Source organism: Pseudarthrobacter sp. IC2-21 (genome assembly GCF_034048115.1).
In the GTDB taxonomy this organism is placed as follows: domain Bacteria; phylum Actinomycetota; class Actinomycetes; order Actinomycetales; family Micrococcaceae; genus Arthrobacter; species Arthrobacter naphthalenicus.
Genome location: NZ_CP139145.1, coordinates 1,454,486 through 1,476,733, shown reverse-complemented (window position 1 = coordinate 1,476,733; position 22,248 = coordinate 1,454,486). Strand labels below are relative to the sequence as shown.

Annotated in this window: 21 protein-coding genes; 4 read left to right on the top strand and 17 right to left on the bottom strand. The window is 66.3% G+C overall.

All coding sequences use genetic code 11. From position 1 onward, the window contains the following. Window positions 1-100: 100 nt before the first annotated feature. The 7 genes from SBP01_RS06755 to dxr all read right to left on the bottom strand — a co-directional run bounded on the left by SBP01_RS06755 (window position 101) and on the right by dxr (window position 6,441). The gene (locus tag SBP01_RS06755) at window positions 101-991 is read right to left on the bottom strand and encodes a GNAT family N-acetyltransferase (protein WP_275212805.1); all 891 of its coding nucleotides are present in this window, start codon (window positions 989-991) and stop codon (window positions 101-103) included. After that, entirely contained in the window at window positions 954-2,120 is a 1,167-nt protein-coding gene (gene ispG, locus SBP01_RS06750; RefSeq protein ID WP_255769607.1) for a flavodoxin-dependent (E)-4-hydroxy-3-methylbut-2-enyl-diphosphate synthase, read from the bottom strand. The genes SBP01_RS06755 and ispG overlap by 38 nt, the downstream gene beginning before the upstream one ends. A 46-nt stretch (window positions 2,121-2,166) precedes the next feature. Then, window positions 2,167-2,460: a YciI family protein gene (locus tag SBP01_RS06745; RefSeq protein WP_275212493.1), complete on the bottom strand. Its 294-nt coding sequence runs from the start codon at window positions 2,458-2,460 to the stop codon at window positions 2,167-2,169. A 44-nt stretch (window positions 2,461-2,504) separates the two neighbouring features. Next, on the bottom strand, window positions 2,505-3,095 hold the full coding sequence (locus SBP01_RS06740; protein ID WP_275212494.1) for a hypothetical protein: 591 nt from the start codon (window positions 3,093-3,095) through the stop codon (window positions 2,505-2,507). Beyond that, the gene (locus SBP01_RS06735; RefSeq protein WP_320537924.1) at window positions 3,092-3,778 is read right to left on the bottom strand and encodes a MarR family transcriptional regulator; all 687 of its coding nucleotides are present in this window, start codon (window positions 3,776-3,778) and stop codon (window positions 3,092-3,094) included. The genes SBP01_RS06740 and SBP01_RS06735 overlap by 4 nt, the downstream gene beginning before the upstream one ends. Before the next feature lie 128 nt (window positions 3,779-3,906). Next, a complete protein-coding gene (locus SBP01_RS06730; RefSeq protein ID WP_320537923.1) occupies window positions 3,907-5,238 on the bottom strand; it encodes a site-2 protease family protein in 1,332 nt (443 codons plus the stop codon). Between the two features lie 18 nt (window positions 5,239-5,256). Next, window positions 5,257-6,441 (bottom strand): 1-deoxy-D-xylulose-5-phosphate reductoisomerase, encoded by a 1,185-nt coding sequence (gene dxr / locus SBP01_RS06725; protein WP_320537922.1) that lies wholly within the window; start codon window positions 6,439-6,441, stop codon window positions 5,257-5,259. A gap of 86 nt (window positions 6,442-6,527) precedes the next feature. On the opposite strand from dxr, the gene SBP01_RS06720 reads away from it, so the two are divergent. Continuing rightward, complete coding sequence (locus SBP01_RS06720) at window positions 6,528-7,991, top strand: lipase maturation factor family protein (RefSeq protein WP_320537921.1); 1,464 nt, start codon at window positions 6,528-6,530, stop codon at window positions 7,989-7,991. A 30-nt stretch (window positions 7,992-8,021) separates the two neighbouring features. On the opposite strand, the gene SBP01_RS06715 is transcribed toward SBP01_RS06720, so the two are convergent. The 7 genes from SBP01_RS06715 to SBP01_RS06685 all read right to left on the bottom strand — a co-directional run bounded on the left by SBP01_RS06715 (window position 8,022) and on the right by SBP01_RS06685 (window position 16,040). After that, window positions 8,022-8,861 carry a CoA ester lyase gene (locus tag SBP01_RS06715; protein WP_320537920.1) on the bottom strand — a complete coding sequence of 280 codons (840 nt, stop codon included), beginning with the start codon at window positions 8,859-8,861 and terminating at the stop codon, window positions 8,022-8,024. Further along, complete coding sequence (locus tag SBP01_RS06710) at window positions 8,858-9,388, bottom strand: MaoC family dehydratase (RefSeq protein ID WP_275212500.1); 531 nt, start codon at window positions 9,386-9,388, stop codon at window positions 8,858-8,860. Before SBP01_RS06710 ends, SBP01_RS06715 begins: the two co-directional genes overlap by 4 nt. Next, a complete protein-coding gene (locus SBP01_RS06705) occupies window positions 9,385-10,152 on the bottom strand; it encodes a CoA transferase subunit B (protein ID WP_320537919.1) in 768 nt (255 codons plus the stop codon). The genes SBP01_RS06710 and SBP01_RS06705 overlap by 4 nt, the downstream gene beginning before the upstream one ends. Window positions 10,153-10,154: 2 nt before the next feature. Next, window positions 10,155-10,976 (bottom strand): CoA transferase subunit A, encoded by an 822-nt coding sequence (locus SBP01_RS06700; protein WP_320537918.1) that lies wholly within the window; start codon window positions 10,974-10,976, stop codon window positions 10,155-10,157. Between the two features lie 65 nt (window positions 10,977-11,041). Further along, window positions 11,042-12,205: an acyl-CoA dehydrogenase family protein gene (locus tag SBP01_RS06695; RefSeq protein ID WP_320537917.1), complete on the bottom strand. Its 1,164-nt coding sequence runs from the start codon at window positions 12,203-12,205 to the stop codon at window positions 11,042-11,044. 2 nt (window positions 12,206-12,207) lie between these two features. After that, window positions 12,208-14,427: an acetyl/propionyl/methylcrotonyl-CoA carboxylase subunit alpha gene (locus SBP01_RS06690; RefSeq protein WP_320537916.1), complete on the bottom strand. Its 2,220-nt coding sequence runs from the start codon at window positions 14,425-14,427 to the stop codon at window positions 12,208-12,210. A 5-nt stretch (window positions 14,428-14,432) separates the two neighbouring features. Further along, the gene (locus SBP01_RS06685; protein ID WP_320537915.1) at window positions 14,433-16,040 is read right to left on the bottom strand and encodes a carboxyl transferase domain-containing protein; all 1,608 of its coding nucleotides are present in this window, start codon (window positions 16,038-16,040) and stop codon (window positions 14,433-14,435) included. Window positions 16,041-16,208: 168 nt separating this feature from the next. Between SBP01_RS06685 and SBP01_RS06680 the strand changes: the two genes are divergently transcribed. Further along, window positions 16,209-16,970, top strand: coding sequence for a TetR/AcrR family transcriptional regulator (locus SBP01_RS06680; RefSeq protein ID WP_320537914.1), 762 nt, complete (start codon window positions 16,209-16,211; stop codon window positions 16,968-16,970). A 96-nt stretch (window positions 16,971-17,066) separates the two neighbouring features. On the opposite strand, the gene SBP01_RS06675 is transcribed toward SBP01_RS06680, so the two are convergent. Genes SBP01_RS06675 through pdhA form a run of 3 tightly spaced genes read right to left on the bottom strand, consistent with a single transcriptional unit; the run spans window position 17,067 to window position 20,628 of the window. After that, entirely contained in the window at window positions 17,067-18,431 is a 1,365-nt protein-coding gene (locus SBP01_RS06675) for a dihydrolipoamide acetyltransferase family protein (RefSeq protein ID WP_320537913.1), read from the bottom strand. Between the two features lie 8 nt (window positions 18,432-18,439). Further along, a complete protein-coding gene (locus SBP01_RS06670; protein ID WP_320537912.1) occupies window positions 18,440-19,450 on the bottom strand; it encodes an alpha-ketoacid dehydrogenase subunit beta in 1,011 nt (336 codons plus the stop codon). Continuing rightward, on the bottom strand, window positions 19,450-20,628 hold the full coding sequence (gene pdhA / locus SBP01_RS06665; RefSeq protein WP_414004274.1) for a pyruvate dehydrogenase (acetyl-transferring) E1 component subunit alpha: 1,179 nt from the start codon (window positions 20,626-20,628) through the stop codon (window positions 19,450-19,452). The genes SBP01_RS06670 and pdhA overlap by 1 nt, the downstream gene beginning before the upstream one ends. A 195-nt stretch (window positions 20,629-20,823) precedes the next feature. On the opposite strand from pdhA, the gene SBP01_RS06660 reads away from it, so the two are divergent. Together SBP01_RS06660 and SBP01_RS06655 are read left to right on the top strand one after the other, a co-directional pair. Continuing rightward, window positions 20,824-21,321 (top strand): Lrp/AsnC family transcriptional regulator, encoded by a 498-nt coding sequence (locus SBP01_RS06660; protein ID WP_320537911.1) that lies wholly within the window; start codon window positions 20,824-20,826, stop codon window positions 21,319-21,321. A gap of 138 nt (window positions 21,322-21,459) precedes the next feature. Then, window positions 21,460-22,176, top strand: coding sequence for a hypothetical protein (locus tag SBP01_RS06655; RefSeq protein WP_320537910.1), 717 nt, complete (start codon window positions 21,460-21,462; stop codon window positions 22,174-22,176). Window positions 22,177-22,248: the final 72 nt, after the last annotated feature.

Sequence of the window (22,248 nt, the reverse complement as noted above, 5' to 3'; positions counted from 1 at the left end):
TCCAGCGCAGCTAGATCGAACCTATGGGATGGCGGCCCCGTTGACAAGGGGTTTCTCCATTTGAAGGTGATGAGCGCCACTTCGGCGGGGCTGCCGGCCCCTAGAACAGAACCGTGGCGAACGTTCCGACCTGGCTGAAGCCCACCCGCTCGTACGTGGACCGGGCCCGGAGATTAAAACCGTTGACGTACAGGCTGGTCACCGGGGCCAGTGCCCGCGCCTTTTCCACCACGGCCGCCATGTAGCCGGCACTCAGACCCTGGCCGCGGTACTCAGGGTTCATCCACACACCCTGGATCTGGGTGACTTCGGCGGTGACGGCTCCGAGTTCCGCTTTGAAGACCACCTCGCCGGAGTCGTTGACGTGCGCCAACGAATGGCCCTGCCGGATGAGGCCCTCCACGCGGCGGCTGTAGAATTCCTTGCCGCCCAGGAACGGTGAGTAGCCCACCTCTTCCTCGAACATGGCCGCACAGGCCGGCAGGATACGCTCGAAGTCGGCCAGGCGCCCCAGCTCCAAATGGGAGTTGGGCGTGACTTCGGGAGGCCCGCAAATCGTCATCAGCGGCTGTTCATCCCGCACTTCGTGGGCTGCATGCCCCAGCGCAGCCAGCTCGGTGTGGAGGGCCAGGACCGCGTCGGCGGGGCCAAAGGCCGACGCGAAGCGGCGGCCCGACGCGCTGGCCGCTTCGGCCACCACCCCGGCGAACTCCGGGTCCAGCTCCACCGGGACAAGGTTGGCCCCGGCCCAGCACGCGCCCAGCAGGACGCCGTCGTCGAACACGCCGAACACTGTGGCGCCGCCGGTGGTCGGTGCCGCGGAACCGACCGCCTTCAGGTGGGCCAGCATAAACACGTTCGCTACGGGATCCTGCTCGGCAAGGCGCCGCAGGGCGGGGGTATCCGCACCGGAGAGGGAACGGACAACCAGCCCCTCCGGCGCGGCGCCCTCCTTATGAGACGCTAACCACGGGGCTACCCTTGACAGCATCTTCGCCATCGGCCTCCCCCATCTCCTCGGCTATGCGCATGGCTTCTTCGATCAGTGTCTCAACAATCTGGCTCTCAGGCACAGTCTTAATGACTTCGCCCTTCACAAAGATCTGTCCTTTGCCATTACCGGACGCCACGCCCAGGTCTGCTTCACGGGCTTCCCCGGGCCCGTTCACCACACAGCCCATCACGGCCACGCGCAGCGGAATCTCCATGCCCTCCAGGCCGGCGGTGACCTGCTCGGCCAGGGTGTAGACGTCCACCTGGGCGCGGCCGCAGGACGGGCAGGAGACAATCTCGAGCTTCCGCGGACGCAGGTTCAGGGACTGGAGGATCTGGTTGCCCACCTTGATCTCCTCCACCGGCGGGGCGGAGAGCGAAACCCGGATGGTGTCGCCGATGCCACGGGACAGCAGGGCACCGAAGGCGGTGGCGGATTTGATGGTGCCCTGGAAGGCCGGGCCGGCCTCCGTGACGCCCAGGTGCAGCGGCCAGTCGCCCTTCTCCGCGAGCATTTCGTACGCAGCAACCATCACCACGGGGTCGTTGTGCTTGACGGAGATCTTGAAGTCGTGGAAGCCGTGCTCTTCGAACAGCGACGCTTCCCAGACTGCCGACTCAACGAGCGCCTCGGGCGTAGCCTTGCCGTATTTCTTGAGGATGCCCGGCTCCAGCGAACCGGCGTTGATCCCGATGCGGATGGACGTGCCGTGGTCCTTGGCCGCGCGGGCGATTTCCTTGACCTGGTCATCGAATTTGCGGATGTTGCCCGGGTTCACGCGCACCGCCGCGCAGCCGGCCTCGATCGCGGCGAACACGTACTTGGGCTGGAAATGGATGTCCGCGATGACGGGGATCTGGGACTTGCGCGCAATGATGGGCAAGGCCTCCGCATCATCGGCCGACGGGCAGGCGACGCGCACAATGTCGCAGCCCGAGGCGGTGAGTTCCGCTATCTGCTGCAGCGTGGCGTTGATGTCGGTGGTGGGGGTGGTGGTCATGGACTGCACGCTGATGGGCGAGTCCGAGCCGACGCCGACCGAGCCCACTTTGATCTGGCGCGTCTTACGGCGGGGGGCGAGGACGGGCGGCGGTGCTGACGGCATTCCCAGGCTGACCGAGGTCACATGGACTCCTTGGGTAGGTGTTTCGGAAGGAAGAGTGGTCCGCGAATCAGGACGCGTGCTGGGCGAGGATGCCGATGACCGGCGTCCATTCGGTAGTGCGGATACCGGCGATGGTCCCGGCTTCGGCGAAAGGGTCCCGCTTCAGCAGGTCGTTGAGCCTGGTTTCGTCCTCGACCTTGAAGATCAGCAGGGCGCCCGCCCCGTCACCGTAGGGTCCGCTGGTCAGCAACTGGCCGTCGTCCGCCAGGCCTGCCAGCCAGGCGCGGTGCGCAGGACGGTGTTCATCACGGGCCGCGGTGGAATCGGCGGCGTACACATACTCAACGGCAAAAACAGTCATAAGGACAGCCTATCCCCCGCGGCGCACCGCCACCGATCCGGGCATTAGTTCAGGAAGTAGACCTTGACGATGGCCGCCGTGCCGGCTGCCCACAGCATGGAGGTGAGCGTTCCAATGATGAACCGTTCTGCGGCCACGGGTGTTTCCTTCAGCTCGGCAAACCTGCCCAGGCCTTTGATGGCCACGATGTAGGCGATGGCCACCGGCTGCCCTGTGAGGATGGCCACAGCAACGCCCAGGCGTTCCAGGACGCCGATGATCGCCCCGCCGCGCAGGATGCGCTGGCCGGAAGCGGGCCGGCCGGGGGTCACCTGCCCCGCGCCTTCGGGACGGGGAACGTCCGACGGCGGCCTGCCGCCAGCAGCTGTCAGCTCGCCGTCCACACTTTGCCCGCGTTCCTCCTGGCCCTGTACGGGGCCTGCTGAGGTCAGCGTTGGCGGGTCAGCCGGCAGCGGGGCGTCCACCGTGACGTCCGCCGACGGATCCTGGCCGGAAGCATCGTCGGCTGCCTGTTCCCTGCCGGCTGCGTCGGCCTTGTCATCGATGGTCCTGGCCAGCCGGAACACCAGCCAGGTCACCGGCCAGCCGACAAATCCGGCCACCACTAGTGCCACTGCGATCCAGAGTGCGTTCACCGTTCTCCTTTGGCGGGGCGGGAAAGCGCCAGTACGTAGTTGTGGGCGTATTCGAGGAGCATGGCTGCCGCCGGCCGCGCAGCCCATTCTTCCTGCCAGCCGGACCTGAGCAGGGCACGGCTCACGGATTGCTCGGAAATCCCCAGCTCCCGGGCCACCTGCTTCTGGCTGCCATGACGGATATCGCCGCCGCCGAGGGCCCGCAGCCGATCCACCACCCGCCACTGCGCCGGCGTTCGCTGCTGCACGACGCGTCCTATCAGGCGGAGCACCGCTTCGGCGTTTGCGCTGCTCATAATTCCTTCCCCGGCATCGGCCGGGAGGGGCCGGCCACGTCCAATACTGCCGGGCACCACTGACAACGGGACCTGGGCCGCTGCGCCCTTGGCGTTGTCCACCGCGTGTCGGGCTGCGACAAAGGCGCTTCCGCTTCCCTCCCTCGGACTTGCCCCGGGAGCGAGCCGGACCTCGCCGATCCCGATTCCGACGTACCAGTGCCCGTCGCGGAGAGCATGGAGGGCGATGTCCACAACATCGGCAGCCGCTTCGACGACACCTTGGAGTTCGTCGCCCACCGACCTTTCAAACGGAACCGGCGTGAGGCTGCGCAGGGCGGCGATCAGGTCAGGGACCCGGTCCACGTCCGTGCTGCTGCTGCGCTGGTCGATGGTCAGTACGTACATGCTTCAACCGTACGGAGGTGACGACAAATAATCAATCATCAATGGCTGATTATTCCCTATCAGTCAGAATGAGCTGATATTTCCGAATCACCTCCGCCGTGACCAAGCGGCCGCAGGCGCGGGCAAACTCAACCGAAGAGATTGACCGGCTTCACAATGTCTGCGTAGATCAGCAGCACGCTCATGCCCATCAGCAGGGCGGCCACCACATACGTGACGGGGAGCAGCTTGGCGATGTCGAAAGCTCCCGGGTCCGGTTTGCCGAACAGTTTGGCCACCCGGCGGCGGGCCCCTTCATACAGCGCGCCCGCAACGTGGCCGCCGTCAAGCGGCAGCAGCGGGACCAGGTTGAAGACCGCGAGCGCGAAATTCAGACCGGCCAGCAGCCCTACCAGGGTGGCAATCCGGGACTGGAGGGGAACCTCTTCCATGGCTGCCACTTCACCGGCCACGCGGCCCACGCCCACAACGCTGATGGGACCGTTGGGATCGCGCGGTTCCTCACTGAAAGCGGCCTTGGCTACGCCCACCACCCGGGCGGGCAGGTTGAGGATGACCCCGGCAACCTGCCGGATGTTCTCCCCCGCCATGGGCAGGACGGACGACGCCGGCTGGGGAACCAACGCGGTTTGCGCACCGATGCCGAGGAAGCCGACGTCCTGGTACAGCAGCTTGCCGGTGTCGTCCTTGGCCTGCCGGCCGTCAACGCCGACGACGGGACGGGCGGACAGCACCGGGGTGACAGTGGTGGTGACCGGGGCGCCGTTGCGCTCCACGGTGATGCTGACTTCCCGGCCGGCGGATGCCCGGATCCATTCGGTCAGCTGGTCCCAGCTGGTGACCGCTTTCCCGTCGAAGGAGGTGACCACGTCATTGGGCAGGAGCCCGGCTGCGGCGGCGGGAGTCAGCTGGCAGTCCGCGGAATTGGGATCCACGGTCTGGCCGGCCGCAACCTGGCACTTGGATACGTCAGAGATGGTGGTGGTGGCCGTGGCCATGCCGAAGCCCATGAGCAGCACCGCCGTCAGCACCACGCCGATCAGCAGGTTCATGGCCGGACCGCCGAGCATCACGATGATTTTTTTCCAGACGGGCAGGCGGTAAAACACGCGGTTCCCGTCCTCCGGGCCGACTTCTTCATGGGCCATGGAGCGGGCTTCGGTGGCGAGGGTCTGGAACATGCCGGTGCTGGAGGGCCGCACCGTCCCGTCCTCTTTGTTGGGCGGGTACATGCCGATCATGGAGACGTAGCCGCCCAGCGGGATGGCCTTGACCCCGTATTCGGTTTCGCCTTTCCGTTTGGACCACAGCGTGGGGCCGAAGCCGATCATGTATTTGGTGACGCGTACTTTGAACAGCTTGGCGGGCACCAGGTGCCCCACTTCGTGCAGCGCGATGGACACGGCAATGCCAATCGCCACAAAGACGACGCCGAGAATAAAGAGGAGGATGGGGCTCATGCGTGGATCTGCTGCTTCCTAGAGACTGCTTACTGCCAAACGTTCGTGGGCGCGTGTTCGTGCCCAGTTCTCAGCATCCAGCACTGAGTCAAGGGTCAGCTCCGAGGATCCTGGGTGTTCGCTGAGGACAGCGTCGATGGTGTCCACGATATCGGTGAAGCGGATCCGCCCGGCGTGAAAGGCCAGGACGGCTTCTTCGTTGGCCGCGTTGAAGACGGCCGGGTAGGTGCTCCCCTGTTTGGCTGCGTCCTTGGCCAGGTCCACAGCGGGAAAGGCGGCCGTGTCCAGGGGCTCAAAGGTCCAGCTGGTGGCCCGGGTCCAGTCACACGCGGCGGCCGCTTTCGCTACCCGGTCCGGCCAGCCGAGTCCCAGGGCGATGGGCAGGCGCATGTCCGGCGGTGAGGCCTGGGCGATGACGGACCCGTCAATGAACTGGACCATGGAGTGGACCACGGACTGCGGATGGACTACCACCTCGATCCGGTCCAGCGGCACGTCGAACAGCAGGTGGGCTTCAATGAGTTCCAGGCCCTTATTGACCAGGGTGGCCGAATTTGTGGTGACCATCAGGCCCATGTCCCAGGTGGGGTGGGCCAGCGCCTCCTGCGGGGTCACCTCATGCAGCTGCTCCCGTGTGCGTCCGCGGAACGGGCCGCCGGACGCCGTGAGGATGAGCTTCTCCACCTCGGCCGCTGTGCCCGAGCGCAGGCACTGGGCGATGGCTGAATGTTCGGAGTCCACCGGGACGATCTGGCCTTCGCGGGCCGCGGCCTTGACCAGTGCGCCGCCCACGATCAACGACTCCTTGTTGGCCAGCGCCAGCGTTGCACCGGATTTCAGCGCAGCGAGGGTGGGGGCGAGTCCGATGGAGCCGGTGATGCCGTTCAGCACCACGTCAGCCTCCACCGCCGCGATGCGCGCCGAGGCATCCGGGCCTGCGATGATTTCGGGCCGGTAGTCCTGGCGGCCCGCCATGCGGGCAGCGGCCGCGATCAGGTCCTGCAGCTGCCGGGCGTCTCCGGAGGCGATGCCGACGGCGGCGGCCCCCGTGTGCACCGCCTGGCGGGCCAGGAGCTCCAGGTTCCCGCCGCCCGCGCTGAGCGCCACGACCTCGAAAAGGTGCGGGGCGCCGTCGACGACGTCAATCGCCTGGGTGCCGATGGAACCGGTGGATCCGAGGAGGACGATTCTGCGAGGCTGCATGGCTTAAGTATCCCGCACGCCCGGCCCCGTCCGGAGCTGCCGTCCGGATCTAGGAGCGGACGCGGGCCAGGCGTAACGTTGATCGCGTGGACTGGGTTTCCTGGTTCGATGCGCCGGACTATGAATTCGCTCGGCTGGTGCTGCAGCGGGGCATTGCAGCGCTGTATTTTGTGGCGTTCCTGTCCACCCTGAACCAGTTCCCGGCGCTGCTGGGCGAACACGGGCTGCTTCCGGTTCCGCGGTTCCTGGAAGGCTTCAGCCGGTTGCGCCGGCCCACCCTCTTCCGCTGGCGCTACTCGGACCGGCTGCTGCGCTGGGTTTGCGCGGCAGGACTTGCCGTCTCGGCGCTGCTGGTGGCCGGTGTCCCCCAGCTGGGCCCGCCGTGGGTCCCGCTGATCGCGTTCCTAAGCCTGTGGCTCCTCTACATGTCGGTGGTCAACGTAGGCCAGACATTTTATGGTTTCGGCTGGGAAATGCTGCTCCTGGAAGCCGGCTTCACGGTCGCGTTCCTTGGCTCGGACCAGACAGAGCCGCCCCGGACCATCCTGCTTCTGCTGGTGTGGCTGGTGTTCCGCCTGGAGTTCGGTGCCGGAATGATCAAGATCCGCGGCGGCCGGGAATGGCGCGACCTGACGGCGCTGTACTATCACCACGAGACCCAGCCGATGCCCGGTCCGCTGAGCCGGCAGGCGCACCTGCTGCCCAGGCCCTTCCATCGGTTGGAGGTGCTGGGGAACCACTTTGCACAACTGGTGGTGCCGTTTTTCCTCTTCGCCCCGCAGCCCCTGGCGTCCGCCGCCGCCGGCATCGTCATCTTTACGCAGCTGTGGCTGGTGGCCAGCGGCAATTTTGCGTGGCTAAACTGGATGGCCATTGTGCTGGCCTTCGCGGCCGTCAGCGATCCGGTGGCCCATGCCGTGCTCCCGTTCCTGCCGCTGGACTGGGACCGGGAGGCCGGATCGCGCGGAAATCCAACGTACTGGCTGGCGATGTGCCTGGCCGTGACGTTGCTGTTGGTGGTCCTCAGTTACTGGCCCCTGCGGAACCTGGTGTCCCAACGTCAGCTGATGAATGCCGCCTTCAACCGCTGGCAGCTGGTGAACACGTACGGTGCGTTCGGCACCGTGACGAAGCACCGCATCGAGATCGTGGTGGAAGGCACCCTGGATGCGGAGCCGGACGACGCCGCGGACTGGCGCGAGTACGGGTTCAAAGGCAAGCCCGGCGACGTCCGCCGGCTCCCGCGGCAGTGGGCGCCGTATCACCTCCGCCTGGACTGGCTGATGTGGTTCCTGCCACTGCGCACCGTTCATGAAGAGTGGTTCTATGCCTTCCTCGGCAAACTCCTCGAAGCGGACCGCTGCACCCTGCTGCTGCTTCGTGAGGACCCGTTCGACGGCGAACCGCCACGGTGGGTGCGCGTCAACAGTTTCCTGTACCGCTTCGCAACCCGCGCCGAGTTCCGGGAGACCGGTGAACGCTGGGTGCGGACGCTGTTGTACGAGGCCATTCCACCGTTATCGCTGCGTGGTTCCCACGGGCGGCGGTGATCAGGGTGTGCGGTGATCAGGGTACTGTGCCTAGACGTTCGCGCCGGCCCTGCGGAGCGTGGATTCGGCGTGTTTGAGGATGGGGCCGTCGATCATGCGTCCGTTGAACTGGAAGACCCCGGACCCTGCCGCGGCGGCGGCCCGGAGCAGTTCCCGGGCAGCCGCAACGTCCGCGTCATCGGGCGCGTAGGCCCCGCGGACCACGTTGGCCTGGGTGGGGTGGATGCAGGCCTTGGAGCTGAAACCTGAGGCCACGGCGTCGCTGGCCTCCGCTTTGAGTCCGTCAAGGTCGGGGATGTTGACGTAGACGGCGTCCACCGCTTCCTTTCCGAAAGCCCGGGCGGCGAGGAGGACGGCGGACCGGGCGTGCAGCGCCACGGCCCGGTAGGCGCCGTCGTCCTTTCTGCTCGACGTCCCGCCCAGGGATGCGAGGAGGTCCTCGGCACCCCACATCAGGGCCACGACGTTGGGTGCCGCCGCAATGGCGGGCGCGTTCAGGACTCCCGCGGCGGTCTCGCACAGGGCGATGACGTGGTAGTCCTGCAGGGCTTCCAGTTGCTCCGCGCTCTCGGTCTTGGCCAGCATGACCGTTCGGTACGGTGTGTGCGCCAGGCAGTGCAGGTCCTTGCCGAATTCCTCGGTCCCTGCGGGGTTGATTCGCACGATGGTCCGGCTCGGATCCAGTTCGGGTCCTTCGCCAACCGTACCGAGCTGGGCAAGGATGGCTCCGCGGGCACGCTGCTTGTCAGCGGGGGCCACGGCATCTTCCAGGTCCAGGATGACGGCGTCCGCGCGACTGGCAGCCTTTTGGTACCGCTCCGGACGGTCGGCCGGGCAAAAGAGGAGGGCGGGTCCCATCACAAATGTCATAGGGATATTGTCCCCTTTTCGCCGCGGCTTGGCTCCGTGGTGGGGCTGCCGTGAGCGTCCTTGGTCCACATCAGGCAACTCCGGGTGGCCAGGGCCACCACGGTGCCTTCCTGGTTCCGGCCGGTGTGCTGCATGGTCACAATGCCCTGGCCGGGCCGTGAGTTCGAGAGCCGCTTCTCCGTAATGACGGTCTCGGTGTAGAGCGTGTCGCCGTGATACAGCGGATGCGGAAAGGACACGTCGGTCAGGCCCAGCTGGGCGATGATGGTGCCCTGGGTCAGCTGTGACACGGACTGCCCCACCACGGTGGAGAGCGTGAACATGGAATTGACCAGGCGCTGGCCAAAAGGCTGGGCTGCGCTCCAGGCCGCGTCCAGGTGCAGGGCCTGGGTGTTCATGGTGAGGGTGGTGAACAGGACATTGTCCGCCTCGGTCACGGTGCGTCCGGGCCGGTGCGCGTACACCACGTCCTGTTCGAGTTCGTCGAAGTACAGGCCCCGCTGTTCAATCACCCGGGGGTTTGTCATACGGTGAGCTCCTGGTCCTCTTCGAAGAGCTCGGCGCCCGTGGCCGCGGCAACCTCTTCCAGCGACACATTGGGCGCAAGTTCGCGCAGCACCAGCCGGGAGCGGCCGCCGTCGGTGACAACGTCGATCACGGCGAGGTCGGTGATGATCCGGTCCACGCAGGCTTTGCCGGTCAGCGGAAGGGTGCACTTTTCCACGATCTTGGGGCGGCCATTGCGGTCAACGTGCTCCATCATCACGATCACCTTCTTGGCGCCGAACACCAGGTCCATGGCCCCGCCCATGCCCTTGACCATCTTGCCCGGGATCATCCAGTTGGCCAGGTCCCCGTTCTGCGCCACCTCCATGGCGCCCAGCACGGCAACGTCCACGTGCCCGCCGCGGATCATGCCGAAGGACGCAGCGGAATCGAAGAAGGCCGCGCCCTTATTGACGGTGACCGTTTCCTTGCCGGCGTTGATCAGGTCCGGGTCCACGGCGTCCTCCGCCGGATACGGCCCGACGCCGAGGATCCCGTTCTCCGAGTGCAGCACCACTTCCACCCCGGCCGGGATGTAGTTGGGGATCAGCGTGGGCATGCCGATACCCAGGTTGACGTACTGGCCGTTGCGGAGCTCCCGGGCAACCCTGGCGGCGAGCTCGTTGCGGGTCCATCCTTTGGTGTCGGGGCCAGTGCCGGCGGGCTGGCCGGCGGCGGCACGCCGGTATTCGGGGCGGACGGCTTCGGGGCGGGGAGGTGCTCCCTGCGGGCTGGTGGACTCCATGGCTATGCTCCTGCCTGTGATGTGTCTGTGGCCGGCTCAGTTCCTGATGCCGGCTCTGTTCCTGTGACCGGCGCGGCCAGGGACACGGTCCGCTTTTCGATGCGTTTCTCCCCGTGCGGTGCAAACACCACCCGCTGGACAAAGATGCCAGGAACGTGGACGTGCTCCGGATCCAGCTCGCCCGGCTCCACCAGCTCCTCCACTTCGGCGATGGTGATCCGCCCCGCCATGGCGCACAGCGGGTTGAAGTTCATCGCGGTGGCGTGGAAAACCAGGTTTCCGTGCCGGTCGCCCTTCCATGCGTGCACCAGCCCGAAATCGGGTGTCAGCGACTCTTCCAGCACATAGTCAACCCCGTTGAAGGTGCGGACTTCTTTCGGGGCGGATGCAATCGCCACCCCGCCCTCGGCGTCGTACTTCTGTGGCAGGCCGCCCTCGGACACCTGGGTGCCCACGCCCGACTTTGTATAGAAGGCCGGGATCCCGGCACCCCCGGCGCGAAGCTTCTCGGCCAGGGTGCCCTGCGGGGTCAGCACCACTTCCAACTCGCCGGAAAGGTACTGGCGGGCGAATTCCTTGTTTTCGCCGACATAGGAACTTACCGTCCGCCGGATCCGGCCGTCCCGCAGCAGGACTCCTAGCCCCCAATCGTCCACACCGCAGTTGTTGCTGACCGTTTCCAGGTCCTTGGTTCCGCTTTGGTGCAGGGCATCAATGAGGGCCACCGGGATCCCGCACAGGCCGAACCCTCCCACTGCAAGCGAGGCACCGTCCGGGATGTCGGCTACGGCTTCCGCTGCGCTGGCAACAACCTTGTTGATCATCGTTGGTCCTTTCAAGGGTCTGGACAGGCCCGGCCGGTGGTAGCGGTCCGGAGCCAGCTGGCTTGCTAGAGTCCGAGTTCGCGGGCTATCAGCATCAGCTGGACCTCCGTGGTGCCCTCCCCCACCTCCAGGATCTTGGAGTCGCGGTAGTGGCGCGCCACGGTGAATTCGTTGATGAAGCCATAGCCGCCGAACACCTGGGTGGCGTCCCGCGCGTTGTCCATGGCTGCCTCACCTGCGACCATCTTAGCGATGGCCGCCTGGGTCTTGAACGGCTTGCCGGCGAGCATTCTGGCCGCGGCATCGTAGTACGCCAGGCGGGCAGTGTGGGCCCTGGCCTGCATGCGGGCGATCTTGAACGCGACGGCCTGGTGCTTGCCGATGTTTTGTCCGAACGCGCTGCGTTCCTTCGCGTATTTCACGGACAGGTCCACGCAGCCCTGCGCTGCCCCGGTGCCCAGCGCGGCGATGGCAATCCGGCCCTCGTCCAGGATGGAGAGGAAGTTGGCGTAGCCGCGGCCTTCCGCACCGAGCAGGTTCGCCTCCGGCACGCGGACATCCTTCAACGTCAGCGGATGGGTGTCGGAGGCGTTCCAGCCCACCTTGTTGTAGGCCTTTTCCGCCTTGAACCCCACCGTGTCGGTGGGCACCAGGATGGTGGAAATTTCCTTCTTGACGCTGCCGTCCGCCCGCTCTGTCCGGCCCGTAACGGCGGTGACGGTCACCAGGCGGGTGATGTCCGTGCCCGAGTTGGTGATGAACTCCTTGTTGCCGTTGATCACCCACTGCCCGCCTTCACGCCTGGCATGGGTCTTGGTGCCGCCTGCGTCCGAGCCGGCTTCGGGTTCCGTGAGGCCGAAACCGGCGAGCGCCTGGCCCGAGGCGAGCATCGGCAGCCACTGCTCTTTCTGGGCGTCGGTGCCGAAGCGGTAGACAGGCATGGCGCCCAGGGAGACGCCTGCTTCGAGGGTGATGGCCACGGACTGGTCCACCCGGCCCAACTGTTCGAGGGCCAGCGCGAGGGCGAAGTAGTCACCGCCCATGCCGCCGTGTTCCTCCGGGAACGGCAGCCCGAAGAGGCCCATCTCCGCCATCTGCTTCACGATTTCGTAGGGGAAGCTGTGTTCCTCGTCGTGTTTGGCGGACCCGGGTGCCACCACGTTGTCCGCAAAGTCGCGGACGGTATCGCTGAGGTCCTGGTATTCCTCACTAAGTCCAAAATCCGGCATGGCTAGGCTCCCTCGCCTGTGTTGTTTGGGTCATTGAGTGTGTTGGTCATGGGGTCCGCGGGTGGCTCAGAGGCCACGGCGTGGATGGTGGCCAGCACCTGGTCCGCCTTCACCAGGTCGCCGGCCTTGACGGTGGTGTGGACTGTGCCGGCCACCTCGGCCACCAGTTGGTGCTCCATCTTCATGGCCTCCACCGAGAGGAGCACTTGGCCGGCTTCGACCGCGTCGCCGTTGCCGACGGCGACGGAGACCACCGTGCCGGGCATCGGCGAACGGACCTCCGGATCAGCAGTTCCTTCCTTGCGGTCCAGGGCGGCGAGCACACGGGCAAGGCGTGTTTCCCGGGTCAGCACGTCCAGCCGGCAGGACCACCCGCCGTTGCCCACATACACGGTCCGCGGCATGCCGCGGGGCGGGTAGTCCTCCCACGAACTCCCCAGCGCGTAGCGGAGTTCGGCGCCGTCGATTTCCAGGTAGACGTTGTCGCTGGAGAGGCCGATCACCACGACCTTGTGGGCGGGACCGTCATCGACGCTGACAAGCGCGTGGCCCACCTCCAGGTTGCTCTGCCAGGTGATGGCCACGGCGGCAATCCCGCCGCCGGGAATGCCGAAGCTCATCCGCCAGGGCGCGGGCGAGCCAAGGCGCCACCCCAGAGTGGTGTCCCAGGGTGATCCCACGGTGGACGGCCCTTCAGCCAACACCCAGAACTGCACGGCTGCCGCAATGAGCTCGGCGTCTCCGATCCGACGGAAGGTAAAGTCCGGCATCCTGCGTTCGATCAGGCCCGTATCCAGCCGGCCCGCACGGACGTCGGCGTCACTGATCAGCAGGCGCAGGTACTCAACGTTGGTATCGATGCCCAGTACCGTGTAGCGCGAGAGGGCGGTGTCCAGCTTGTCCAGTGCCGCAGTCCGGTCCCGGCCCCAGGCAATCACTTTCGCGACCATGGGGTCGTAGTCGCTGGAGATGTCGAGCCCCTCACGGAGCGAGGAGTCAATCCGGATGTCCGGGTCAGCAGACGCCGGGGTGAAGGAAACGGGACCGTCCACGGCAGTGAAGATGGTGCCCCGCTCGTCCAGCAGCACAACTTCGCCCGCCGACGGCATAAAGTTCCGTTCCGGGATTTCTGCGTAGACGCGGGCTTCAACGGCGTGCCCGTTAAGTTCGACGTCGGCCTGCCGGAGGGTGAGTTCCTCACCCGCGGCGATCCGCACCTGCCATTCCACGAGGTCAACGCCGGTGACCATTTCGGTGACCGGGTGTTCCACCTGCAGCCGGGTATTCATCTCCATGAAGAAGAACTCATCGGGGGCCTCGTCCGAGACCAGGAATTCCACGGTGCCTGCCCCGCTGTAGTGGACGCTGCGGGCCGCCTGGCAGGCCGCCTCGCCGATCCGCGCCCGGGTGGCACCGCCGTCGTTCAGCCCGTCCAGCAGCGGAGACGGGGCTTCCTCGATGACCTTCTGGTGCCGGCGCTGCAGGGAGCACTCGCGCTCGCCGAGGTGGATAACGTTGCCGTGGTTATCGGCGAGGACCTGGACCTCGATGTGCCGGGGCGTGGTCACCAGGCGTTCCAGGAACAGGGTGTCGTCGCCGAACGCGCTGGCGGCAACCCGGCGGGCCGTGGCCAGTGTGGACTCAAGCTCCTCGGGCCGCTGCACGATGTGCATGCCCTTCCCGCCGCCGCCGGCGGACGGTTTGATCAGCAACGGAAAGCCGACGGCGGGCGCGGCCGCGATGAGCCGGGCGTCCGTCATCCCGGGTTCGGCGATGCCCGGAACCACGGGCACGCCGTAGCCCGCCACGTGGTTCTTGGACCGGATCTTGTCTCCCATCACATTCAGGGATTCCACGTTGGGGCCGATGAACGTGATGCCGGCTTTTTCCAGGGCGCGGGCAAAGTCGACGTTCTCGCTCAGGAAGCCGTAGCCCGGATGAACGGCGTCTGCGCCGGTGTCGCGGCAGGCCTGGATGATCGCCTCAATCTTGAGATAACTCTCCGCGGCGGCGGCGGGTCCGATGCGCACGGCAAGGTCGGCCTCGCGCACGTGCCGGGCGCCGGCGTCGGCATCGCTGTAGACCGCCACGGAGCGGATGCCGAGGGCGCGCAGGGTGCGGATCACGCGGCAGGCGATCTCGCCGCGGTTGGCCACGAGGACCGTGCCGAAAAGCGGTTTCGGTGCCGGGGCGGGCTGCTGGGAAGTTGGCGAAGTGGTCATGGCTGTCACATCCGGAAGAGGCCGAAGGAGGTCTCCGGCAAGGGGGTGCGGGAGACGACGTCGAGCGCCAGTCCCAGGACGGTGCGGGTGTCCGCCGGGTCAATGATGCCGTCGTCCCAGAGGCGGGCAGTGGAGTAGTAGGGGCTGCCCTGGTCCTCGTACTGCTGCTTGATGGGGGCCTTGAACGCCTCTTCGTCTTCGGCCGGCCATTCCTCGCCGCGGGCTTCGTACTGGTCCCGTTTGACGGTGGCGAGCACGCTGGAGGCCTGGTTTCCGCCCATGACCGAGATCCGGGACGCGGGCCACATCCAGAGGAAACGCGGCGAGTAGGCGCGCCCGCACATGGAGTAGTTGCCCGCCCCGAAGGACCCGCCAATCACCACGGTCAGCTTGGGCACCCGCGCCGTGGCCACGGCGGTGACCATCTTCGCGCCGTTCTTGGCGATGCCGCCCTGCTCGGAGTCCTTGCCCACCATGAACCCGGAGATGTTCTGCAGGAAGATCAGGGGGATGCCACGCTGGTCGCAGAGTTCGATGAAGTGCGCGCCCTTGAGCGAGGATTCACTGAACAGGACGCCGTTGTTGGCCACGATCCCCACGGGGTGTCCGTGGAGCCGGGCGAAGCCGGTGACCAGGGTGGTGCCGTACTCCTTCTTGAACTCGTGGAACCTGCTGCCGTCCACCAGCCGGGCAATGACCTCACGGACGTCATAGGGCGCGTTGACGTCCGTGGGCACCGCTCCATAGAGCTCGCCGGCGTCCGCAGCAGGCTCGACGACGGCTTCCACATCCCATGCCGGGGCTGCCGGTTTGGGGAGTGTGGCTACGATGTCGCGGATGATTTGCAGCGCGTGTTCGTCATTCTCCGCCAGGTGGTCCGTGACCCCGGAAATCCTCGAATGCACCTCGCCGCCGCCAAGCTCCTCGGCGGTCACGATCTCGCCGATCGCGGCCTTCACGAGCGGCGGGCCGCCCAGGAAAATCGTGCCTTGGTTCCGGACGATGACCGTCTCGTCGCTCATCGCCGGAACGTACGCGCCGCCGGCCGTGCAGGAGCCCAGGACCGAGGCGATCTGGGGGATCTTCGCGGCGGACATCTTCGCCTGGTTATAGAAGATCCGGCCAAAATGCTCCCTGTCCGGAAACACTTCGTCCTGTTTGGGCAGGAAGGCTCCGCCGGAGTCCACCAGGTAGATGCACGGCAGCCGGTTTTCCAGCGCCACCTCCTGGGCACGCAGGTGCTTCTTGACCGTCATCGGATAGTAGGTGCCGCCTTTGACGGTGGCGTCGTTGGAGATGACCAGGACCTGCCGGCCGTGCACGAGTCCGATTCCGGTAATGACGCCCGCGCCGGGCGAGTCATCGTTGTACATCCCGTTGGCAGCGAGCGGCGCGATTTCGAGGAAGGGGCTGCCGTTGTCCAGCAGCCGGTCGATGCGTTCGCGGGGCAGGAGCTTTCCGCGGGCCACATGGCGTTCCCGGGATGCTGCGGGGCCGCCAAGGGCAACCTGGGCGAGCCTGGCCCGAAGTTCCCCGGCGAGGGCGACCTGGGCCGCCCGGTTGGCCGCAAACGCGTCACTTGCGGCGTCAAGCCGGCTGGCAAGGGTCTCCATTGACGCGGTCCGATCCTGTTCCATGAGAGCCGCTGCCTGAAGTCCCCTGCGGGCCAGCGAGCACCGACTCGGTTAGTATTGTGTAACTGAAATTTAGGTTAGTCTTTATTAACTGTGATGTCCAACACATGGATGCGCTGCTAAGATCTGCAGGTCCGAGGAGGAACCGTGACCATCAGCCGTCCTGCGCAGCCGGCCAAGCCAACGCCGCCGGGCGCGCCTCCTGCCGCTGACCGGCCGGAGGCAGCGGGTCCTGCTGCTGACGCAGCTACCGGGGCCCAGGCCGCTCCGGGAACCCAAGCAACTCCCGGGACCCAGACCGTTCCCGGAACCCAGCGAAGCCAGGCCAAGGAGATCCGACGCCAGGCCCTGCTGAACGCCGCCGCGTCACTCTTTGCCGTTGACGGCTACAACAAGGTGTCGCTTGAGGACCTCGGGGCCGCCGCAGGCGTCAGCGGGCCGGCCGTCTACCGCCATTTCCCTGGCAAGCAGGCGGTGCTGGCTGATCTGCTGCTGACCGTGAGCCGGGAACTCCTGGAAGGCGGCCGCCGTGTGACAGCCGAAACGGCTGATCCCTTCGAGGCTCTCCGCAAGCTGGTGAGGTTTCAGGTGGATTTTGCCCTGGGCAAGCCGGATGTCATCCGCGTCCAGGACAGGGACTTCAGCAATCTCACGCCTCAGCATCAGTCGGAGGTCAGGACGCTGCAGCGGAGCTACGTGGAAATCTGGGTGGAAGCCCTGTCCCGGCTGCATCCCGGCGTGGACGCTGCCGACCTGCGGATGCGGGCACACGCCACCTTCGGCCTGATCAACTCCACCCCGCACTCGGTACGCAACCACGGACGCAGGATCGCCCCCAGGACGGCCCGCCCCCAGCTGGAGAGCATGGCGCTGGCGGCGCTGACCGTGGACGTTCCTCCCGCTTCCTGACCGGCCGGGGGTTCCATCCGGCAACGCGGGGCTTCCTGCCCAATAACGTTGGATTATCGAGCGGAACGTGACCCCGCGTTGCTGTGGACCTGCTGCCTAGACCATCGTCAGCACCATGCCGGGGTCCGCGAGGATGGCGCCGACGTCGGCAAGGAACCGTGAGCCCTGCTCCCCGTCCACCAGGCGGTGATCAAAGGACAGGCTCAGGGTCATAACCTGGCGCAGGGCCACCTGGTCCTGGAACTCCCACGGCATCTTCCGTACTGCGCCCACGGCCAGGATGGCAGCCTCCCCCGGGTTCAGGATGGGGGTGCCTGCGTCGATCCCGAAGACCCCGATGTTGGTGATGGAGATGGTCCCGTCGGCCAGGTCGGCAGGTGAGGTCTTGCCGGCCCGGGCTGATTCCGTCAGGTTCGTGAGCGCCCCGGAAAGGTCCAGGAGGGACATGGCGTCGGCGTCCTTGATGTTGGGAACGGTGAGCCCCCGGGGCGTCGCCGCGGCAATGCCAAGGTTGACGTAATTGAACTGCACAATCTCCTGGTTGGCCTCGTCCCACCGCGAGTTCAGCGACGGATTCCGCCGGAGCGCCACCAGCACCGCCTTGGCCACCACGGTCAGCGGAGTCAGCTTGTGGTCCGCAAAGGCCCGGCTCGTTTTCAGCTTGGCCAGCAGGTCCATGGTGGGGGTGACGTCCACTGTCAGGAACTCCGTGGCGTGCGGTGCAGTGAACGCACTGGCAACCATCGCGGCTGCCGTGAACTTCCGGACCCCCTTGATGGGAGTGCGGACTTCCCGCCCGTCCTGCCCGGCGGCCCGGCCTGCCGGAACACCGGCGTCGGCGTCGGCCACCGCAGACAGGTGACGCGCCGCCACCGGAATGTCGCCGCCGCCCACGAAATTGCGCACGTCCTCCCTGGTGATGAGCCCGTGGGCCCCGGTGCCGGGGATCGCCGTCAGCTCGACGCCGAGGTCCTTGGCCAACTTCCGTACCGGCGGCGTGGACCGCGGCCGGTCGAACGGCTGCGTCCCGGCCTGCCCGGCCACCGGGGAGCCGGCAGCTTTGCTCAGGGCAGGCTCCATCGCGGGTGCCGCAAAGGTGCGCTGCCGGCGGACCGGACGCCCTGAACTTTCGACGACGGCGCCGTACCCCACGAGGTTGGCCTGCCGTTTGGGGGCTTCCGCCTCGGGCGGGGAGGCCGCCGCAGGTGACCCGCCGGCGTCGTCCGGTACTTCAAAGGAGACGATCGGCTTCCCGACTTCCACCACCGTGCCCGGCTGCTCGTGGAGGGCGGTAACGACGCCGGCGAAGGGGGACGGTAACTCCACCACCGCCTTTGCCGTTTCAACCTCGGCAATCACCTGGTTCAGGCTGACGGTGTCCCCCACGCCCACCTTCCAGCTGACGATTTCGGATTCCGTCAGGCCTTCACCCAGGTCCGGGAGCCTGAATTCCTTGATCATGGTGGCACTCATCCTTCCAGCCCGCTGAGCGAGTTGGGCTGGCCCAGTGCCCGGTCCACGCCGTCGAGGATCCGGTCCAGCCCGGGCAGGTGATGCATTTCCACCTTGGAGTACGGGTAGGGGACGTCGAACCCGGTGACGCGGACAGGTGCTGCTTCGAGATGGTAGAAGCAGCGTTCGGTGATGCTGGCGGCCACTTCCGCCCCGAGCCCCCCGGACTGGCCGGCCTCGTGGGTGATGACCAGCCGCCCTGTCTTCCGGACGGATTTTTCCACGGTGGCGTAATCCACCGGAGCCAGCGAGCGCAGGTCGATGACCTCGATGGAGATCCCCTCGTCGGCTGCCGCCGTGGCGGCGTCCCGGGCAGTCTTCACCAGGGGGCCGTAAGCCACCAGGGTGACGTCGGTGCCTTCGGTGAGGACGCTGGCCGTGTCCATGGGCAGCGCGTTTGGCAGGTGCAGGCCCTCGTCCACGTCGCCCTTGTCGTGATAGCGGCGTTTGGGTTCGAAGAACAGAACGGGATCATCACACCGGATGGCCTGCTGGATCATGGTGTAGGCGTCCTGCGGATTGGAGACGGCGACCACCCGCAGGCCGGAGGTGTGGGTGAAGTACGCCTCGGGCGACTCGGAGTGGTGTTCGGGCGAACCGATGCCGCCGCCGAAGGGGACGCGGATGGTGATGGGCATCTTCACCGTGCCCAGGGTGCGGTAGTGCATCTTGGCCACCTGGCTGACGATCTGGTCGAAGGCAGGATAGATGAAACCGTCGAACTGAATTTCCACCACCGGCCGGTAGCCCCGGTAGGCGAGACCGACCGCCGTCCCGACAATGGCGGATTCAGCCAGCGGCGTGTCCACCACGCGATGTTTGCCGAAGTCCTTCTGCAGCCCGTCGGTCACGCGGAAGACGCCGCCGAGGGTGCCGATATCCTCGCCCATGAGGATGACTTTGGGATCGTCTTCGAGTGATTTGCGCAGGCCGGAATTGATGGCACGGGCAAAGGTCATCTGGGTCATCAGCGTGCACCTTCCTGGGAAGCGGCTTCTGCGGGGTCACCGAAGGAAGCAAGATAGCGGGCGTAGTGGTCCTGCTGCCGGTCCAGCCATGAGTTGGGTGAGCTGTACACGTGCTTGAAGACGTCCAGGGGTTCCGGCTCGGGCATGCCGATGCAGCCTGCCCGGAGTTCGCGGGCCACCTGATCCGCTTTTTCCCTGATGTGCTGCTGGAACTGGTCCGTATACAGGCCCTTCCGGTCCAGGAGGGCTTTGACCCGCTCAATGGGGTCCTTCGCGGCCCAGTCCTCAAGTTCGTTGGCGTCACGGTAGCGGGTGGGATCATCAGCGGTGGTGTGCGGGCCCATCCGGTAGGTGACCGCCTCGATGAACGTGGGTCCTCCGCCATGCCGGGCCCGGTCCAACGCCACGCGCGTGGCGGCCATGACCGCCAGCACGTCATTGCCGTCCACGCGAAGGTTGGGAATGCCGAATCCCGCGGCCCTGTCCGCGAGCTGCACGTGGGACTGCAGCCGCACGGGCTCCGAGATGGCCCAGTGGTTGTTGGAACAGAAGAAAACCACCGGCACCTGGAAGCTCGCCGCGAAGACCATGGCCTCGTTGACGTCACCTTCACTCGTGGCGCCGTCGCCGAAGTAGGTCACCGCCACCGAGTCGGCGCCGTCGTTCTGGATGCCCATGGCGTATCCGGTGGCATGCAGTGTCTGCGCACCGATGATGATTTGGGGGGTGGCCATGTTGACCGTGTACGGGTCCCAGCCGCTGGAGGCGTTGCCGCGCCATACCCGCAGAATGTCCGTCGGCCCAACGCCGCGGCAGTAGGCCACGCCGTTTTCCCGATAGCTGGAGAAAATGAAATCGTCGCTGCGGAGCGCCCTGGCAGATCCTACCTGGGCAGCCTCCTGGCCCAGCAATGGCGGCCACAGGCCCAGCTCCCCCTGACGCTGGAGCGCCGTGGCTTCCACGTCGATCCGCCGGATAACCGTCAGGTCCTCAAACAGGGAACACAGCTGTTCATCCCCGATGTCTTTGACCCAGGGATCGAATTCCGGATGGCTGATCCGCTCCCCCTCCGGGGTGATCAGCTGGATCAGGTTCCTGCCTGATCCGTGATGGTCTTCCGTCCCGCCGGCGGCAACTCCCACCGTTGTCCCGCCCTGGCCCGTTTCGTCTGTAGACACGTTGGCACGCAACCTTCTCACGTCGTTTGACCGGAGCGTGGAGACTTGTGGTCCCGCCTGCTGCCGACCGCCCGGGCGCCGTTGCCCCGGATAATTGTGACCCTACTCACAATGTTCAATGGGTACAACTGCTGGCGCTAATACTGAGCAGAATGCCCTGTTGGGGTCAGCTTCATCGTGCTAATGTTGCGCATTATGCACCCCTTGGATGGCACCGACACCCGGCTGCTCTCAGCCTTGGCCGGCGACCCGCGGCGCACGGTGGTGGCGCTGGCCCAGAAGCTGGGGCTCTCCCGGAACACCGTGCAGGCCCGCATGGCCCAATTGGAGAAAAAACACGCCTTCCTGTCCTTCGAGCGACGGATCAACCCGGTATCGCTGGGGTATCCGCTGATGGCCTTCATCTCGGTCCATGTCCAGCAGCAGAAGCTGGGTCAGTTGGCCCACGACCTGGCCGGCATCCCGGAGATACTCGAAGGGTATGGCCTGACCGGCTCCGCCGACCTCCTCCTACGGGTGGTTGCCCTGGACGCCGAAGACCTCTTCCGGATCAACGGGAAGATCCTGGCGTGCGACGGCGTGGACCGCACCGACACCGCCCTGGCCATGGGCGAACTCATTCCCTTCCGCATCCAGCCGCTGCTGGACCGGGGATCCGCGGACGGGCAGGACAGCCAGGCCCCGGAAACCTGATCCCGGTGGTGTCCCTGAAACGGTCGCCGACGCCCGCGCCGAGGGCAGGGCTATAGGCTGTTCCAAGGTAGATCCGTGGGTACCGCCCAGCGGCCCCAGCAAAAAGGCAGTGCCACCGCGTTGCCGGAAAGGCTCGATGTGAGCAACCCCCAGGAACCGCACCAGCCGCCGTCCTGGCCCCAACGTCCGCAGCAGCAACCACTGGCTGGTCAGGCCGCCTCCCCCGGTCAGGGCGAATCCCCTGTTCAGCCCGGCACCCCGGGACCATATCCGGCGCCGGGGCAGTACGTTGCGGCAGGGCAGCACGCCGCGGCAGGACAGCAAGGCACCCCCGGCCCGTACGGCTCACCGGGCCCGTACGGCACTCCCCCGCCACCGCCGGCCGACGGACCGTTCGGGCTGCCCGGTAAGCAGCCCCCTGCACGCGGCCGCCGCCGGCTCTGGACCATCCTGGGTGTGGTGGGCGGCGTCCTGCTGCTGGTCATTCTCGGTGTAGTGATCCTGGCCAACGTGGTGGCCGGCCCCACCAACCATGCCCGGAGCCTTGCGGACGACTTCACCAAACTGGTCATCGCCGGCGACACCTCCAAGGCCTATGACGAGTACTTGGATCCTGCGCTGCAGAAGCAGGTGACGAAGGAGGCGTTCATCGCCGGCATCAAAACTCTCGAAATGGACAACTCCTGCAAGCCCACCTACAACGAGGTTAAGGCCAGCACGGAGAACGGAACCAAGGCAGCTGATGTGGCGGGCCTGATTTCGTGCAACGACGGAAAGAACATCGACCTTGTCTACCGCTTCGAAGGTGCTGACGAACTCAAGATGATCAACATCAAGATCAAGCCCAAGGCGTAGGGCCCAAGGCATAGTAAAAGGCCCGCGGCCCCCGAAGGGGCTGCGGGCCTTTCCACAACGTACGACGGCGGC